We start from the raw sequence: 16,598 nt of genomic DNA on the forward strand, positions 1-16,598 counted from the left end.
GACGCTGCCCGGGGCGCCGGTGCCGTCGGGCGTCTCGGGGTCGATATCGATGGCCCCAGCGAGGGTGGCGTGGGCGCGGTCGAAGCGCTCCGGGGTGTCGGTGTGCAGGGTGAGCAGCGGCTGCCCGGCGCGCACTCGCTCTCCGGGCTTGGCGTGCAGCTCGATGCCGGCGGCGAGCTGAACGGGGTCCTCCTTGCGGGCGCGGCCGGCACCGAGGCGCCAGCTGGCCACCCCGACGGCGAGGGCATCGAGCCTGGTCAGCACCCCGTCCGACTCCGCGAGCACGTCCTGGGTGTGCGCCGCGACCGGTAGCGCGCCGTCGGGATCACCACCCTGCGCGCGGACCATGGCCCGCCACGAATCCATGGCCCGCCCGTCCCGGAGCCGCTCCTGCACATCCGCATCCTCGATACCGGCGAGGGCGAGCATCGAGCGGGCCAGCTCGCAGGTCAGCTCGACGACATCGGCCGGACCGCCGCCGGCCAGCACCTCGACCGATTCGCGCACCTCCAGCGCGTTGCCGACGGTGCGGCCCAACGGCGTCGACATGTCGGTGAGCAGCGCGACGGTCCGCACGCCCGCGTCATGGCCGAGATCCACCATGGCGCCGGCCAGTTCGCGGGCGGCGTCGAGGTCCTTCATGAACGCCCCGGAGCCGACCTTCACGTCGAGGGTCAAGGCCTGTGTGCCCTCGGCGATCTTCTTGCTCATGATCGAGCTGGCGATGAGGGGTATGGAGTCGACGGTGGCAGTCACGTCGCGCAGGGCGTAGAGCTTGCGGTCGGCCGGCGCCAGGCTGGCGCCGGCCGCGCACACGACCGCGCCGACGCCGCGCAGCGCCGCCAGGAACTCCTCGTTGGACAGGTCGGCGCGCCAGCCGGGGATCGACTCGAGCTTGTCGAGGGTGCCGCCGGTGTGCCCCAGACCGCGGCCGGAGAGTTGCGGCACCGCGACTCCGTAGGAGGCGACGAGCGGGGCGAGCGGAAGCGTGATCTTGTCGCCGACGCCGCCGGTGGAGTGCTTGTCCGTGGTGCGTTTGCCCAGGTCGGCGAAGCTCATCCGCTCGCCGGAGTCGATCATCGCTTCGGTCCAGCGAGCGGTCTCAGTGCGGTCGAGGCCGCGCAGGAAGATCGCCATGGCCAGCGCGGCCATCTGCTCATCGCCGACGTCGCCGCGGGTGTAGGCGTCGATCACCCAGGCGATCTGGTCGTCGGTGAGCCGCTCGCCGTCGCGCTTGCTGCGGATGACGTCGACCATGTCGAAGCTGCCCACCATCGCCTGCCTCCCACGCTCGTTGCACCGGCGCCGGCGCCGACTCGGGCCAGCCTAAGAGCAGCGGGGCGGCGGCCTGCGGGCGCGGGCCAAAGATAGTGTTCGCTTTTACACGGTCTGGTGGGCAAAAGCGAACACTATCTTTCCCACGCAGCGCCTCGGTCGGTTGAGCTTTCGCGCAAATGCGACAAAACACCACGCCGAGATCGCACAGTGGCCAGTCGACTCGCCTGAAGGAGCGCTGCGGTCCCGCTCGAGAGGGTTGCGGTGGCGCGCGGCGCGGTGACAGGCTCCGCGCATGAGCGATGGCGCCCAGACCCAGACCCCCAGCGATACCGAGCTGTTGGAGCTCGCCCGCGAGGCGGCGGCGCACGCGTACGCGCCGTACAGCTCGTTTCCGGTGGGGGCGGCGCTGCTGACGATCGACGGGCAGGTCGTCAAGGGCTGCAACGTCGAGAACGCCTCATTCGGCCTGACGGTCTGCGCCGAGCGGAACGCCGCGGGCCGGATGTGCGCCGAGCACGACCCGGGCAATACCGACGGCCGCGGGATCGTCGGCGTCGCGGTCGTGGGCCTCAAGGCATCGCCGTGCTTTCCGTGCGGCGCGTGCCGGCAGGTGCTCCACGAATTCGGTTGCCAGTACGTCGTGGTCGAGGAGGACGGCGGCCCGAAGCGGTACGGCTTCGACCAGATCCTGCCCCACGGTTTCGGCCCCGACGACCTGTAGCCCCTCCCTCCCCTTCGGCCGTCGCACAAAGTTGAGTGCGACTACTCACTCCACGCGCGTCGGCCGAGAGCAGAATGCGGGGCATGGCTACGACACACAGGGGGCCGGGACCTTCCCGGCGCGTCGTTCTGGTCGCTCTCGCGGCCGCGCTGCCTTTGGGGACTTCGGCAGTCGCTCTCTCCGGACCCGCCTCGGCGGCGTCCCTTCCGACCGCGCCCGCCCAGGCTGCTGCGACTCAGGCTGCGGGCGTGTACGCGGCGGTCGTCGCCCGCGGCAGCACCCACACGCTGACGCTGGTCAACCGCTCGACCGGCAAGGTCGTGCGCACATTGGCGAGCGCCCGCGCCTACGACTGGCAGCAGCCGTTCGCGTATGTCGATGTGGCGCCGGACGGCAGCGTCTGGGCGGTGGTGCGCAAGACGTCGCCGAACACCTACCTGCCGTACGCCTCCACGTTGGTGCACTACACGGGCGGTAAGGCGGTGAACGTGCTGCCGTATGTGACGAGCGTGCGGCTGTCGCCGAACGGCAAGCAGCTGGCGATCACGGTGCTGTCGCCGGACGGCAACAAGGACGGCAAGGGCACGCAGGCGCTGCGCATCGCGACACCGTCGGGCAAGGTCCTTCGGACGCTGTCGGCGACGCAGTTCCCCGTGGACAAGAACGGCGATCCGACGGTGGAGGTCGGTGGGCTGCGGGTCTCGGGGTGGCTCAATCCGAGCACGTTGATCGTGGGCGATGGCTGCTGCGACGGCGGTTCGGTGGCGCTGGCGTCGGCCAGCAGGCCCTCCCCGGCGACGAAGTGGCCGACGCTGTTCGGGGACGGATCTACGCGGGCGATCGGCACCATCGGCGACAAGACGGTGCTCGTCGCGCGCAACCGCTGGAAGGGTGACGGGCAGAAGGTGCCGCTGTCCGTCGTCGGCGTCGAGGCTGTGACGATGTCCGCAGCGCGGCCTCGCGGCTCGGTGGTGGCGTACTTCCCGGACGAGAACCCCTCGCAGGACGCCTACGTCGACCGGTTCGTGGCCCGCGCGAAGGCGAAGCCGCTGGCGATCGGGACGAAGCGGTATCCGTACAAGGGCACCGGCAAGGTCGTTGCCGCGTACCTGTAACTCGCGTCGAGGTGGGCGCCGCGGATCGGGCCGCGGCGCTACCTTGGGCGGGTGGCCGCCGCGAAGAACACCCCCGCCATCGAGGTCGAGGCCGGTCCGGTGCAGGTGCGCGTCACCAATCCGGACCGGGTGTACTTCGCCGAGCTGGGCCTGACGAAGCGTGACCTCGTCGACTACTACCTGAGTGTCGACGAGGGGATCGTGCGGGCGCTGCGGGCGCGTCCGTGCATGCTGCACCGCTTTCCCGAGGGCTTGGCGGGCGAGAAGGTGCATCAGAAGCGGGTGCCGCGGGGCGCCCCGCCGTGGCTGGAGACGGTGCAGATCTACTTCCCCCGGTTCGGGCGCACGGCGGATGAGTTGTGCGTCAACCACATCGGCGCGGTCATCTGGGCGGTGCAGATGTCGACGGTGGAGTTCCACCCGTGGAACAGCCGGTGCGCGGATGTCGAGCGTCCGGACGAGTGGCGGATCGACCTGGATCCGGGGCCGGACTGCGATTGGGCGCGGGTGCGGCGGGTGGCGCACGTGGCGCAGGAGGTGTTGGGCGAGCTCGGCGCGGTGGGGTGGCCGAAGACGAGCGGCGGGCGCGGGATGCACATCTACGTGCGGATCGCCCCCGATCACGGGTTCGCGGACGTGCGGCGGGCGGCGTTGGCGTTCGCGCGGGCGGTGGAGCGGCGGGCGCCGCAGGACGTGACCACGGCGTGGTGGCGCAAGGATCGCGACCCGGCGGCGCTGTTCGTCGACTACAACCAGAACGCCCGCGACCACACGATCGCCGCCGCGTATTCGGTGCGCGGCAACCAGCGGGCGACGGTGTCCGCGCCGATCACCTGGTCAGAGGTCGACGAGTGCGAGCCGGACGACTTCACGATGCTCACCATGCCCGCCCGCTTCGAGCACCTCGGCGACCTGACCGCCGGCATCGACGACGCGGTCTACAACATCGCCGAACTGCTCGAGTGGGCCGACCGCGACGAGGCCAAGGGCCTGGGGACGCCGACCGGCGACTGACCCCACGCCCCCACCGACGGCCGGGATAGCGCCAGAGGCCGACACGGCCGCCACAGCTGTTGGGGGCCTCGGACGTCGCCATGGCCCGGAAACGTCAGCGCTCTCAGCCCCGTCGGGATGCAACCCTCAGGCCGGCGGGGCACCACCGACGGCGCGGATGGAGGACGATCCGCTCATCGCAAGGTTCCGGGAGGCGCTGCGCTCGCCGGACGGGATCGCGCGGTTGCCCTGCCGCGCCTGTCACCCTCATGAAAGGGACATTCGGGGCATCATTGGCCAGGTGGCCGGGAACTGGCGCCGGACGTAGCGACTTCTTGACGTACTCGCGCGGGGGTTCGGCGGGAGCTCAAGCCGCTGACCTGCGGTTTCAATTTTGGCCTCGTTCGCCGGTACGTCAAGAAGTCGCTACGTCTGGCGAGACCGGGCCCGCGCCGACCCGTCTATGTCACTTAGTAAGAGACATAGAGACATCCATCGACGCTCATGCCGCCCTTCGGGACCCGAGACCGGCGGGCGCACCGCGCATCGCCGGCTGGCCCCGGCCTTGGCCACCCCATTCGCGGGTGGCGCCTGCGCTCAGACGACGCGCGACTCGGTCGCTGGCGGCGCGGCGGAGGGCACCTCCGCCACAGGAGCCTCGGCCGGCGGCACCCCCGCCGGCGATGCGGGCGCGGGTCGCCCCGGGAAAGCCCGCCGACCCACGGCGACGATGAGGACGGCCACGACCACAAGGGCGAGGGCGACCCACGCGGAGGCTTGAATCCCGGCGGCCTCGAGGGCCCGCCCGCCGAGGAGCGCGCCGAGGGCGATGCCGACGTTGCTGCTGGCGTTGATCCACGCGCCGGCCATCTCGGGTGAGGTGGCGCGGGTGCGGACGGCCGCCACTTGGTACAGCGAGGGCACGGGTCCCCAGGCTCCGTTCCAGATGACCCCGGCGACGATGACCAGGCCGAGCACGGGGTAGGTGAGGGCGACGGCCAGGATGCCGACGGCGACGAGGCCGAGGATGACCAGGACGCTGCCGCGCGGGCTGCGGTCCAGCCACGGCCCGCCGACGAGCACACCGATGAGACCCGCCGCGCCGAACACGAAGAGCCCCAACGCAACTCCGATCGGCGGGGCGCCGGCGGCGAGCAGCAAGGCGCTGACGTAGGTGTACAGCGCGAAGTGACCGACGAACGCCACGGTGTTGGAGCTGACGACGGTGGCCAGGCGGCCCCGGCTGCCGGGTCGCCGCGCACCGGCCTCCTCGGGTGTCACGGGGATGTCGGGCAACACCTTGCCGAGCAGCGCCAGCACCACTAGCAGCACGACGAACAGCGCCCAGAACGACGCGCGCCACCCGGCGGCATTACCCAGCGCGGTGGCCAGCGGCACACCGGCGACGAAGCCCACCGACACCCCGGCGGAGACGAGCGCCAGGGCGCGCCCGGTCTGGGTGGGCGGCACGAGCCGGGCGCCGTAGCCGATGGCGATCGCAAAGAACAGTGCGTGGGTTGCGCCGCCGACGATCCGCCCGGCGGCCAGCACGGTGAAGTCGGGGGCGAGGGCGCAGACGAGATTGCTGAGGGCGTAGCAGCCGATCGCGGTCATGAGCAGCCGTTTGCGGGGCACGCGGCGGGTCAGGGCGGCCAAGGGCACGGACAGCACGGCGACCATGGCGGCGTAGAGCCCGACGAGCAGCCCGGTGTCGGCCTCGCTGCGACCGAGGCTCTGGCCGATCTGCGGCAGCAGCCCGACGGGCAGCATCTCGGTGGTGACGGCGGCAAAGACGGCGGCGGCCAGGCCGAAGAGTCCGAGGCGCGTGCTGGCGTCGAGTCGTGAGCCGGGGTGCTTCGCTTTGTCGTCGTACACTTCATGCCTTCCAAGGTTTTTTTCTCGCACCCCGAGCATAATCGTGAGGGTGAGGTTGTCGCCAGTGCCTCGTCAGCCAGGGGTCCGCGCCGCGCGCCAACGTTGGGCGACCGGCTCGGAGTTGCTGCGCCTGGCGCACATCAGCCCGGGGATCACGCGGACGCAGGCCTGCCGGCAGCTCGGCATCTCCAGCGGGACAGCGACGGAACTCATCGACCGGCTGCGCACCACGCGGCTGCTCGCAGAGGTGCCGGCGCCGGCCCAGGGGCGTGGCCGCCCGACAACGGTGCTGGCAGCGCATCCGCAGGGGCCCCTCGCGATCGCGGTCGAGCTCGGCAGCGTGCGGTGGCGGGTACACCTCGCCGATCTGGCGGGCGCGATCACCCAGGAGGGCGAGGGCGCGGTGGGCGACGCGGCGCCGGGTGAGGTGTTGGCGCGGATCGCGGAGTGCGTGGCGGCGGTGGAGCGCCGACATGCGGGTCGGGTGCGCGCGGTGACGGTGGTGGCGGCGGGGCTGGTCAGCGGGACGCGACTGGTGCAGTTCACGATCCGCGGCTGGCGCGATGTGGAGCTGCAGCCGATCGTCGGTCTCCTACCGGCGGACTCTGGTGTCGCGCTGCTGGTCGGCAATGACGCGACGCTGGGTGGCGTGGCGGAGGCTCGGACGGGTGCGGCGCGGGCGGCGCGCGTCATCCTCTACCTGCTGGTGGACGTGGGGCTGGGCGGCGCGCTGCTCGCGGACGGTGTCCCGATGACGGGCGCGCAGGGCGCCGGGGGCGAGTTCGGGCACGTGCCCTACGGGGACCGGTCGCTGCCCTGCCCGTGCGGCGCGTTCGGCTGCTGGGACCTGATGATCGACGGGCGGGCGTTGGCGCGGCACCTGGGCGACGCGGCTCCGGCCGATTCGATCGCCTACGCGCGTGAGCTGCTGGCCGCGCCGTTGGACCCGCGCCGACAGGAGGCGGTGCGGCGAGTGGTCCGCGACCTCGCCGCCGGGGTCGCCGGGCTGGTCAACGCCAACGACCCGGATGTCGTGACGCTCGCCGGGTTGGGCCCGGCCTTGCGCGCCGCGGCACCGGAGGCGTTCAACGATGCCTACTCGCGGGGATTGATGGCGTTCCATCGGGCCGAACCGCCCCCGGTCGTGGACAGCGCCTACCGCGACGACGGCCCCCTGCGCGGCGCCGTGGCCATGGCGGTCGACGCGATCACCAGCCCCGCCGAGCTGGAGACCTGGGCTGCGCGGGCCTGACGCGGGGGCTGCGCGCGCTTGAGGCCGCGGCGCGCGCTTGACGCCGACGGGTGCGTGCGCTTGAGGCCGACGGTTGCGCCCCCTGCCGAGCGGCGCGGTCGCAACCGCACCCCTCGGCAGGGAGCGCGACAGTCGAGGGAGATGTGCGGCCCGGAGCTGACGGCCGGCGCGCAAGGGGTGAGTAGCGTGGGCCAGGTCGCCGACGAGGGAGTGTGTCGTGAGTGAGTCGCTGAGGGTAGATCTGCTGGTCATCGGGTGGGGCAAGGGTGGCAAGACACTGGCCGCCAAGGCCGCGAAGGCGGGCCGGCGGGTGGTGTTGATCGAGCGCGACGCGGCGATGGCGGGTGGCGCGTGCATCAACGTGGCGTGCATCCCGACGAAGGCGCTCGTGCATGCGGCGGCAACGCGCCGCCCCGAGGAGGATCCGCAGACGTACTTGGCCGAGGCGATCCGCAACCGCGATTCGCTGGTGGCGAAGCTGAACGCCGCGAACCGGGCGATGCTGGCGGGTTCGGTGACGGTGGTCATCGGGGAGGCGCGGTTCGTGGGACCGCGCCGCGTGTCGGTGATCGCCGACGGCGAGCGACTGGAGGTCGAGGCGGCCGCGGTGGTCGTCAACACGGGCTCGGGGCCGCGGCGGGGTGGGGTGCCGGGCGCGGACCTGCCGCACGTGCACGACTCGATCTCCATCCAGCACCTCGCGCGGTTGCCGGAGCGGCTCGTGGTCGTCGGTGCGGGAGCGGTGGGCCTGGAATTCGCGCAGATGTTCGCCGAGTTCGGCAGCGAGGTCACGCTGTTGAGCCGGGGTCCGGTGCTGGCGGCCGAAGACGAGGAGCTGCGGGCGTCGGTGCTCGGGGTGCTGGCCGATTCGGGAGTCTCGCTCGTCGAGGGCGTAGAGGTGGTGGAGGTGACGCCGGCGTCGGTCGTCACGACGGCCGGGACGTTCGCGGCGGATGCGGTGCTGTTCGCGACGGGTCGGGTTCCGGTGGTCCCGGAGGGGTTGGGCGCGGCGGGCGTCGACGTGGACGAGCGCGGATACATCGCGGTCGACGAGCAGCTGCGCACGAGCGCCGATGGGGTGTGGGCCGTGGGCGACGTCAACGGCGGGCCGCAGTTCACGTACATCTCGCTGGACGACTACCGCATCGTGGCGAGTCAGCTGCTTGGGTCGGGTGGTCGCCGCCGCGACGACCGGGTGGCGGTGCCGACGACGACGTTCGTGACGCCTCCGTTCGCGCGAGTCGGCCTCACGGAGCGGGAGGCACGCGAGCGGGGGTTGGACGTCAAAGTCGCGACGCGGGACGTGGCGAAGCTGGCGATGATGCCGCGGCCCAAGACCGTCGGCGACACCCGCGGCGTGGTCAAGGTGGTCGTCGATGCGGGCTCCGACGAGGTGTTGGGTTTCGCGTATCACGGGATCGACGCGCAGGAGGTCGTCAACGTCGTCGCGCTGGCGATGCGCGCCGGGGTGAGCGCTACCCAGTTGCGGGACGGCATCTGGATGCACCTGTCCTCGACCGAACTGCTCAACGAGATCCTCGACTTCGGGTGACCGCTGACGACCGCTGACCGGCCGGGAGGGCCGGCCGAGAGTCACTCCGTCGCGGGGGCGAGAGCTCTCTCAGCTCACCGCCGCCTTAAGTCCACATCGCAAACGTCACTGTGTCCAAGCCTTGAACTCCACTGCGGGACAGGCAAACTGGTAGGACGCTAGGCGGGTGACTCGACTCAGGTTCCGCGCGGTGGGCGCACTTGTCGCCCCGATGATGGCCGCGGCCACGCTCCTCACGTCCGCTGGCGCCGTTCCGGCTGCCGCGGCGTCCCCGATGCTCTCGCCGATCGCGGCGACCGCACCGAAGGGGGTGCCGGTGTCGAAGATCGTCGACGGCGACACGCTTCAGGTGAGGATCTCGGGGCGCACAGAGACGGTGCGGGTCATCGGGATGGACGCTCCGGAGAAGGGCGAGTGCTTCTCCGCGGAGTCGGCCCGGGCCATGTCCGCGCTGGTGAAGGGCAAGCAGGTTCGCCTCGTCGCGGACCGTAGCCAGCCGGACCGCGACCGACACAAGCGGCTGCTGCGCCATGTGGTGCTGGCGGACGGCCGCCGGGTCGCGCCGCTGCTCATCGCGGGCGGTAACGGCTGGGAGTTCACGTACGGCAAGGCGTACGACGGCCGGGCGGCGCACCGGGCTGCGGAGTCCAAAGCGATCAAGGCGAAGGCGGGCATGTGGGGCGGCTGCCCCGACCTCACCCGCAAGATCACGATCAAGGGCAAATGCGCCATCAAGGGCAACATCAACAGCAAGCGGGAGAAGATCTACCACCTGCCCGGCGGCCGGGACTACGGGAAGACGACGATCGACACCCGCAAGGGAGAGCGCTGGTTCTGCACCCAGGTGCAGGCCCGGCAGGCCGGTTGGCGCGCCGCCAAGGTCTGACGCCGCAGTGTGCGTCGTCCCCTGACGGCCGCGCCCCGACCGTGACCTCGACTCACTTTGGGTAGGTCAGGAGCGACCGAGGCACTTCTGCACGGTCGCCCGCTGTGGCCCCCACGGGCGGGCCGCGGTCGCGTCCTTACCGAGTTCCCAGGCCATCGTGACGCCCTGCCCCTGACGCATCCTGGCCAGCCGGTCGGTGGTGCGGATATCACCGACGGCGCTACTCGTCGCCGCGTTGACGGCGGCGATCACAGCGGCCGAGTCGGCCTTCGCAGGCACCTTGACGGTGACGATCTCCCAGCGGGACATCCCCCACAGGCCCCGGTCCTCGCGGTACTGCAGCAGGCCGTCGTTGTCCAGGCGGGCCACGAGCGCGGCCGCCGCGGCGGTACGCGGGAGGTACCGGTCCACCTGGAACGTGCGGTAGACGACGGCCTCCTTGGTGGGCTGCTCAGGCTCACTCTTCGGCTTCGGCCTCGGGGTCGGCTTGGGGGTGGGCTTGGGCGTTGCCACCGGGGTGGGCTCGGGAGTCGGTTTCGGGGTGGCGACCGGCGTCGGCTTCGGCGCCGGGTTCGGCGTGCTACCGCTGGGAGCCGGAAGCGTCGCCGGCGGTGAAGGAACCGACACGGGAGTGGTCGGAGAGGTCACCGGCGGCGTGACCGCAGGCGTCACGGGCGGCGTGGTCGGAGGCGTCACGGGCGGCGTGACAGGCGGCGTAACCGGAGGCGTCACGGGCGGCGTGGTCGGCGGCGTGGTCGGAGGCGTGACAGGCGGCGTCACCGGCGGAGTCACGGGCGGCGTAACCGGCGGCGTAACCGGCGGCGTAACCGGAGGCACCACCGGCGGCGGCATGGGACGCGTCCCAGAACCGCCGGCCCCGGCAGCGGCCCACTCGGCCACTTTCAACCACGGCTTCTCCACAAAGCCGTTGACGGCGACGCGGCCGGTGTCGGCGTACGAAGGCGCCGAGAAATCCGTGATCTCGGCGTACACCTGCAGCCGGTAAGCCGTACCCGGCACGAACCCCCCGGGCGCCGTCCCGAGGTCCACCGAGATGTGGCTGTCGTCGGTGCAGGGCACCTTCGCGAGTTCGACAGAGCCAGGCATCTTGTACAGGTAGCCCCTGGAGCACTTCTGCCCCTTCCCGAGTTCGTCGGAGATCACCACCGTGGCGTCCGCGCTGATCCCGCGCGACATGGCGCTGCCCAGGGTCACCCCGGAGACGACCTCCTTACCGGAGGCCACGATCAGCGCAAACTTGCCGGGAGAGACGTCCGTCGACGCCGCGCACGAACGGCACTCCGACACCGGCATTTTGATGACCGATCCGGTCTCACCCGGCATCTTCCAGTCGATTTCGTAGTAGTCGTACTTGGTGCGATTCTCGACGCTCACCCCCATGAGGACACTCCCGAAGAACGAGATGTCGTCGTGGGTTGCGACGTAGGCGTCGTCGAAGAGGAACGTGATGCGATCTTTCTCGACGACCATCACGCCCACCCGGTCACCTTGCAGGTCGGTGGCTTGGTAGCTGCCGTAGGCGAGCACGCTGAGTGGCTTTTCCACCGGGATCCGCACGCATGATCCAGCCTCGGTGCCGTCCTTCAGGGTGCCCTCGAAGCGCACCCGCGGGAACCCATTCTCCATTGTCACGCCGCCGCCCATGGTGGCGGGCGCAATTTCAGTACAGGTGGCGACGGTGGCCGAGTTCGAGCCGGCGTCGGCGGCCCGCGCGGCTCCGGCCAATGGCACGGAAGCCGTAACGGCGAGGCCGGCCGCGGCCACGACGGCCGCGAGACGAGACATGGCGCCTCGAAGTGCGGTCATGATTCCCCCATATGGTGCCTAGCGGTGAGCTGCACTAGGCCGTTTCTGACACGCCCCCCAGGCGTGACGCCGATCGTCCTGATCTGCGCGTGCCCCCCTCATCGACCGCGCAGACGGGCGTTTAAGTCATTCGTCCAGAGATTCTTGGACGACCATTCAAGACGGGTGTGGGACTCACCGGACGGCGGCCGCGAGCGCGAGCTGCGGCGGGGGTCCGGCGACGGCTGTCGAGCCCGGTGGCCGGACGGTCAGGCGTGTCCGGTGGCTCGGCGGAACGACTCCCACACCTCCGGGCGTAGTCGTCCTCGGTCGGGAACCGGCACCCCGTGCTGGCGCGCCCACGCGCGCACCTGCGCGGTCGTCGCCTCCCGCTCGGGCAGCGGAGCACCGCCGGGTAGGGCGACGAGGCGAGCGGTCGACTCCTCCTGGAGGTCCGTGTGGGCGATGGCCGCGCCGAAGAAGCGGTAGGTCCATTCCTGGGCGAGGGAGCGGGTCTCGGCGAAGATGATCGGAACGCCGGGAAAGCGCACCGCGCATTCGGCGAGGCCCTCGGCGACGACCGCGGGTCGCACGCGATCGAGCTTGAAGATCCCGGAGTAGCGGTCCTCGACGACGACGGCCGCGTGCGGGAGGGAGGCGAGCTCGGCGAGGACGAAGCGCAGCTTTCCGCTGGTCAGCGTGGCCACGAGATCCGCGAGCGACTTGCGTTCGACGGCGGCGACGACCGTGCCCGCGACCTCGACGGCGTAATCCCCCGCATCCAGGCGCCGCTTCTCCACCGTGACCTGCTGGTCGGAGAACTTCCAGGCGTACCGCTCGTGGGAGTCGACGATGACGGTCATGTCGCGAATGCCCGAGGCGCGGGCGGTGGGCACGCTCACGCCGGGGCGCGCCATCTTGGTCGTGCGCGCGCTCTGCCAGAAGATCGCCTCCCGGCCCCCGCGGATGCGGGTCATGACGAACTGCGAGCGCGACTCCCGGGTTCGGTCGAGCACGAGATCGATGGCCGCACCGCGGCGCACACAACTGCGGACCGGGAGGCGCTCGAGGATCTCCGCGTCGTCCGGCCAGCCCGCAGGGTGGCAGTAGACCTTATTCGTGCGCGGCCACATCTCCTTGACCTTGAGGGCGATGCCGTTGCGCCCCAACGGGATCCGCACGAGATAGGGCAGCGTCGACTCCTCTTCGGTGTTGCGGGCGATGAGGAAGTCGTCGGTCACGTTCTCGACGCTACCTGCGCCGTGCGCGCCCTCATCGAACGACTCTCCACGACCACCCCGGACACCCTGCGCCGCGGCAAGCCCGTGAACACGGCCGCGGCCCTGCTCTGGGCCGTAGGTCGCGCCAACGACCTGCTGGGCGAAGAGACCCGCCTCGACGGGTACCGCCATGTGATGGACCTCGGGCCGGACCTGGCCCGTCGTCACCGCCACCGCCGCGCGTCGCCGTCAAGGAGTTGCTCGCCTGCCTCGACCTCGATGCGCCGTTCGCCGTGCCGCTCGCGGAGCCTCACGCGGCTCTACGCTGAGTGTCGCACGCGCCCGTTGGTCGCAGAATTGCGGGCGTTCAGAAGCACTGCTGCCCCGATCCAGAGGACCCAGCCGAGCGCCTCCACGGCCCAATCGACACCGCCGGAGTCGGCGACGGACTGCAGGAAGAACACCCGGATGCTGTTCAGCGCGCCGTGGGCGACGACGGCGGGCCACACGGAGCCCGTCCACCGACGCAGGGCCAGCAGGAAGGGCGCCCACGAGGCGATGGCTGCCAGGTAGGCGGCCCCAGCCGACCACCCTCCGCCCGCGAGCACGAGCGGAAGAGCTGGCAGGTGCCAGATCACCCAGGCGAGCGCGGTGACGGCGGCTGCGACCGCGAAGGGCCAGTGCGCGGTGCGGGACGCCAACCATCCCCGCCAGCCGAACTCCTCTCCGATGGCGAAGACGGCCTGGACCGCCAGCACGGGCAGCACAGCGATGGCCGCCTGCACCACCAGGTCGCCACCTCGCACCTGCCACCCCATCACCAGGCCGAGCAGGAGCTGAAGGGCAGAAACGAGCGCGACGGCAGCCACACCCGCCAGCACGCCACGCCACGACCAGCCGAGCGCGAACATCGACCGCAGCCGCCCCGGGCGAATGACCGCCCAGAAGGCGAGGGCCGTGAGCAGGGGCGTCAGCTGAGCGAACGGCACCACGACGCCCGACATCTCGGACGGCAACCAGCCCAGGAGCGCAGGCATCGCCGCGACCGCGCACAGCGCCGTCGCCACCAGGACGAACAGCACAACCTCTCCGGCCCGCCGATCCTGCGGGGGCCGAGGGGTGTCCGCATCAGTCCGTCTCTGTGGTTGCACACGCTGTTTGTACAGCACAGAGGCCTCGAGGACTCTGGACGGTACCCCGTGGGCAGATGCCCATCAGGAGAGATCGAGCACACGAGGCCGGCCGAGGCAACCCTTCCTTGGCATTGACAGCCGCTGACCAGGTCACGATGCGCGGAAGGCAACAGGTAACTATTTGGCTCGACATATGCACAGAATAATCGTCATGCGTCAACAATTGTGAGAGTGTGGGGTCATGGACGTGCGCGCGCCACTGACCTCCCTGTCCCCGACTCTGGACATGCGCATCCTCACGGCCATGGTCGCCGCGGAAGCGTCGTTCACGTCCGGTGACTTGGCCCGCGTCACCGGTGCCTCACGGTCCGGCGTTTCCCTCGCCCTCGAGCGGCTGGCGCGCGCTGGCGTTGTCGATGTGCAGACCTACGGCCGCACCAACGCATACACGCTGAACAGGGATCATCTGCTGACCGAGGCACTTCTTCTCGCCGCCGACGCTGGTACGACGCTGAACCGACGCACGGCGGAGCTCATCGACAGCTGGCGAATCCAACCGACCTACGCGGCCCTGTTCGGGTCGACGGCGCGCCGAGACGGTGATGACCAGAGCGACATCGACGTCCTCATCGTCCGACCGGACGGCGCTGACCCAGATGACCTGACGTGGTCGCGGCAGCTCGCTGAACTGCAAGAGGGCGTGCGGCGATGGACCGGCAACGCCTGCGAGCTCCTGGTTCTTTCGCAGGCACAGTGGTCCGACGCGCAGGCGTCGGACGCCCGCATTGCGACCGAGATCCACCGCGACGGCATACCGCTGTTTCCGCGGCGGGCAGTCGCATGAGGACCCGCTCCGGAGACAAGGGCGACGCCCGCCAACGACTCGACCTTGGCGATGCCTACCTCGATCTAGCCGATCTCGCGAACACCGCCAGCAGTCGCGCGGCCAGGCAGGCCGCGGTCGGCAACTACGTGCTGGCCGCCATCGCCTACGCTGACGTCATATGCCTCGCCGCCCTCGGTCGGAGGTCCGCGGAGACCGACCACACCAGAGCCGCGCAACTACTGGCGACCACCGATCCTTCGGCGGCTGACAGCCTCCGCAAGCTCCTCTCGTACAAGACTCAGGCCCACTACGGAACGGCCACCATGAGCCCCGACGACCTCAAGCGGGCGCAGCGGCTGACCCAGACTCTCCGGCGTGCCGCGAACATGGCTGTCGCGTCATCGCGATCCTCCTGACCACCCGGTGTCCCGCCCCAGAGGCCATCCACCCGCGGGCGGCCGGTGGCTCGTCCCCGCTTTGGTGGACACGCGGAGGTCGCCCTCGCGGCGCCTACTGCACGCAGCGGAAGCTGGTCGCGGCGTTGACGTTGCCGCGGACGTAGCGCGGCCAGGTCGGGTATTCGCACAGGGGGCGGGTGCGGCCGGTGGGGACGCCGACCTTGTCGGCAACGACCTGCGCGCCGGGGGCGCGACCGCGCTCGACCCAACGACGCAAGGCCGGGAGGGAGTCCCACTCGGCGTTGAAGACGGTGCTCGCGGCGTGGCCGTAGCCGGGAATCTCGTAGTAGCGCACCGCTTCTCGCGTGAGGGGCTTGCCGAGGTCGGCGTTGAGGCGGTCCATGAGCTGCTGGGTCGCGCGGTTGCTGACGAGGCCGTCGTGCACGCCGTGGGCCATGAGGATCTTGCCGCCGTGGCGGGCGAACGTACGGAGGCCGCGCGGGTCGACCTCCTGGAGGCGGCTCAGCTCGACGATCCGCTGCTGCCACCGCCCGGGGTGGGCCGGGTCGAGCGACAGCGTGTCGAAGCCCGGGTCGCGGGTGACGGCGAAGCGCACCCACTCGTCCCAGAACGTCGCGCCGTAGGGCGGGCTGCCCGCGGCGAGCACCGCCGGCATCGGCGAGGCCGGGGCCACGAGGCCGAGGTTCAGCGTGATGACCGTCGCCTGGAGAGGGTGGGCGAAGACTCGACCGAAGTCGGTGCCCCACGTCGTGAAGCCGGGGTAGCGGCGCTCTCCGTTCGCGAGGCGGTAGGGCAGCCGCAGGGGCGCGTCGAGGGTGCGGAACGAGCGGATCTGCTCGTCGGACAGGCAGTTCGGGCCGGTGTCCTTGCCGCCCTTGCAGCGCAGGGGAAGGGTGCCGACTCGCGCGGTCGCGGGGTCGAAGACCTGGTCGCAGCGCTTCTGGTTGGAGATGACGCCGTCGCGGACGCCGTCGAGGCCGTCGCACTTCTGCAGGGCGGCGGTGAAGAGCGCGGTGCGCTTGGCGGGGTTCGGGTAGGCACCAGGCTTGGCGAGTTGCCGTGTCATCTGGCCGAAATCGAGGTTGAGCGCGACCGCGTTCCAGGCGGGGTACAGCACGAGGGCGCCGTCGAAGTCACGCGGCCAGCGGCTCGCGGCGAGAAGCGCCTCACGGCCTCCGGTCGACCCGCCGGCGACGTACCGGTATCGCGGTGCGCTGTCGTAGCGGAGGTTTGTGAGTCGCATGGCGACGTCGTGGGTCTTCTTGAGGGCGTCGCCGGCGAAGTTGCGCAGGGCCTCGTCGTTGAGGGCGAAGCGGCCGTCGCGGCTGGTGGCGGGCCCGGCCTGGTGGCCGGAGTCGCTGCCGTAGGTGACGTAGCCCTGCGCCAGCGGGGTCGGGCTCGTCTTGGGTCCGGCGGGGACCTGGTCGAGGCCGGTGACGACCGTGCCGTTCGCGCCGCCGCCACCGAAGAGCATTGAGCGGTGGTTCCAGCGAGCGGGCAAGTTGACCTGGAATCGGATCGC

General features: G+C 70.9%; 14 protein-coding genes. 8 read left to right on the forward strand and 6 right to left on the reverse strand.

Features of this window, described 5'->3' with window-relative positions:
• The coding region (locus KILIM_RS11930) for a thymidine phosphorylase (RefSeq protein ID WP_006592945.1) at positions 1-1,275 on the reverse strand (1,275 nt) is incomplete at its 3' end.
• A gap of 295 nt (positions 1,276-1,570) precedes the next feature.
• On the opposite strand from KILIM_RS11930, the gene KILIM_RS11935 reads away from it, so the two are divergent.
• From KILIM_RS11935 to ligD, 3 genes are all read left to right on the forward strand, one after another.
• Positions 1,571-1,999, forward strand: coding sequence for a cytidine deaminase (locus KILIM_RS11935; protein WP_006592946.1), 429 nt, complete (start codon positions 1,571-1,573; stop codon positions 1,997-1,999).
• Between the two features lie 248 nt (positions 2,000-2,247).
• Positions 2,248-3,114, forward strand: coding sequence for a hypothetical protein (locus KILIM_RS11940; protein ID WP_040563175.1), 867 nt, complete (start codon positions 2,248-2,250; stop codon positions 3,112-3,114).
• A 51-nt stretch (positions 3,115-3,165) separates the two neighbouring features.
• A complete protein-coding gene (ligD, locus tag KILIM_RS11945; protein ID WP_006592948.1) occupies positions 3,166-4,128 on the forward strand; it encodes a non-homologous end-joining DNA ligase in 963 nt (320 codons plus the stop codon).
• A gap of 576 nt (positions 4,129-4,704) precedes the next feature.
• On the opposite strand, the gene KILIM_RS11950 is transcribed toward ligD, so the two are convergent.
• Positions 4,705-5,982 carry an MFS transporter gene (locus tag KILIM_RS11950; RefSeq protein WP_006592949.1) on the reverse strand — a complete coding sequence of 426 codons (1,278 nt, stop codon included), beginning with the start codon at positions 5,980-5,982 and terminating at the stop codon, positions 4,705-4,707.
• Between the two features lie 64 nt (positions 5,983-6,046).
• Here KILIM_RS11950 and KILIM_RS11955 point away from each other — a divergent pair, with 64 nt between their 5' ends.
• From KILIM_RS11955 to KILIM_RS11965, 3 genes are all read left to right on the forward strand, one after another.
• Complete coding sequence (locus tag KILIM_RS11955; protein ID WP_174316828.1) at positions 6,047-7,234, forward strand: ROK family transcriptional regulator; 1,188 nt, start codon at positions 6,047-6,049, stop codon at positions 7,232-7,234.
• 217 nt (positions 7,235-7,451) lie between these two features.
• Positions 7,452-8,786 carry an FAD-dependent oxidoreductase gene (locus tag KILIM_RS11960; protein WP_006592951.1) on the forward strand — a complete coding sequence of 445 codons (1,335 nt, stop codon included), beginning with the start codon at positions 7,452-7,454 and terminating at the stop codon, positions 8,784-8,786.
• Positions 8,787-8,952: 166 nt separating this feature from the next.
• Positions 8,953-9,672 carry a thermonuclease family protein gene (locus KILIM_RS11965; RefSeq protein WP_006592952.1) on the forward strand — a complete coding sequence of 240 codons (720 nt, stop codon included), beginning with the start codon at positions 8,953-8,955 and terminating at the stop codon, positions 9,670-9,672.
• A 66-nt stretch (positions 9,673-9,738) separates the two neighbouring features.
• On the opposite strand, the gene KILIM_RS24035 is transcribed toward KILIM_RS11965, so the two are convergent.
• The 3 genes from KILIM_RS24035 to KILIM_RS11990 form a co-directional block, all read right to left on the reverse strand.
• The gene (locus KILIM_RS24035; RefSeq protein WP_169330761.1) at positions 9,739-11,457 is read right to left on the reverse strand and encodes a hypothetical protein; all 1,719 of its coding nucleotides are present in this window, start codon (positions 11,455-11,457) and stop codon (positions 9,739-9,741) included.
• Positions 11,458-11,747: 290 nt separating this feature from the next.
• A complete protein-coding gene (locus KILIM_RS11985; RefSeq protein WP_083876132.1) occupies positions 11,748-12,890 on the reverse strand; it encodes an ERCC4 domain-containing protein in 1,143 nt (380 codons plus the stop codon).
• A 128-nt stretch (positions 12,891-13,018) separates the two neighbouring features.
• Positions 13,019-13,780, reverse strand: a complete 762-nt coding sequence (locus KILIM_RS11990) for a CPBP family glutamic-type intramembrane protease (RefSeq protein WP_006592955.1) — start codon at positions 13,778-13,780, stop codon at positions 13,019-13,021.
• A 292-nt stretch (positions 13,781-14,072) separates the two neighbouring features.
• Here KILIM_RS11990 and KILIM_RS11995 point away from each other — a divergent pair, with 292 nt between their 5' ends.
• Positions 14,073-14,675, forward strand: coding sequence for a nucleotidyltransferase domain-containing protein (locus KILIM_RS11995; RefSeq protein ID WP_006592956.1), 603 nt, complete (start codon positions 14,073-14,075; stop codon positions 14,673-14,675).
• Positions 14,672-15,073, forward strand: coding sequence for a hypothetical protein (locus KILIM_RS12000; protein WP_006592957.1), 402 nt, complete (start codon positions 14,672-14,674; stop codon positions 15,071-15,073). The genes KILIM_RS11995 and KILIM_RS12000 overlap by 4 nt, the downstream gene beginning before the upstream one ends.
• A gap of 94 nt (positions 15,074-15,167) precedes the next feature.
• On the opposite strand, the gene KILIM_RS12005 is transcribed toward KILIM_RS12000, so the two are convergent.
• The coding region (locus KILIM_RS12005; RefSeq protein ID WP_006592958.1) for a tannase/feruloyl esterase family alpha/beta hydrolase at positions 15,168-16,598 on the reverse strand (1,431 nt) is incomplete at its 5' end.

This window comes from Kineosphaera limosa NBRC 100340 (assembly GCF_000298215.1).
GTDB lineage: Bacteria > Actinomycetota > Actinomycetes > Actinomycetales > Dermatophilaceae > Kineosphaera > Kineosphaera limosa.

What these genes read in the sequence shown, in the direction of transcription:
- KILIM_RS11995 (WP_006592956.1), top strand. Translation starts at nt 14,073, where the DNA reads ATGGACGTGCGCGCGCCACTGACCTCCCTGTCCCCGACTCTGGACATG.
- KILIM_RS11985 (WP_083876132.1), bottom strand. Translation starts at nt 12,890, where the DNA reads ATGGCGGTACCCGTCGAGGCGGGTCTCTTCGCCCAGCAGGTCGTTGGC.
- KILIM_RS11935 (WP_006592946.1), top strand. Translation starts at nt 1,571, where the DNA reads ATGAGCGATGGCGCCCAGACCCAGACCCCCAGCGATACCGAGCTGTTG.
- KILIM_RS12000 (WP_006592957.1), top strand. Translation starts at nt 14,672, where the DNA reads ATGAGGACCCGCTCCGGAGACAAGGGCGACGCCCGCCAACGACTCGAC.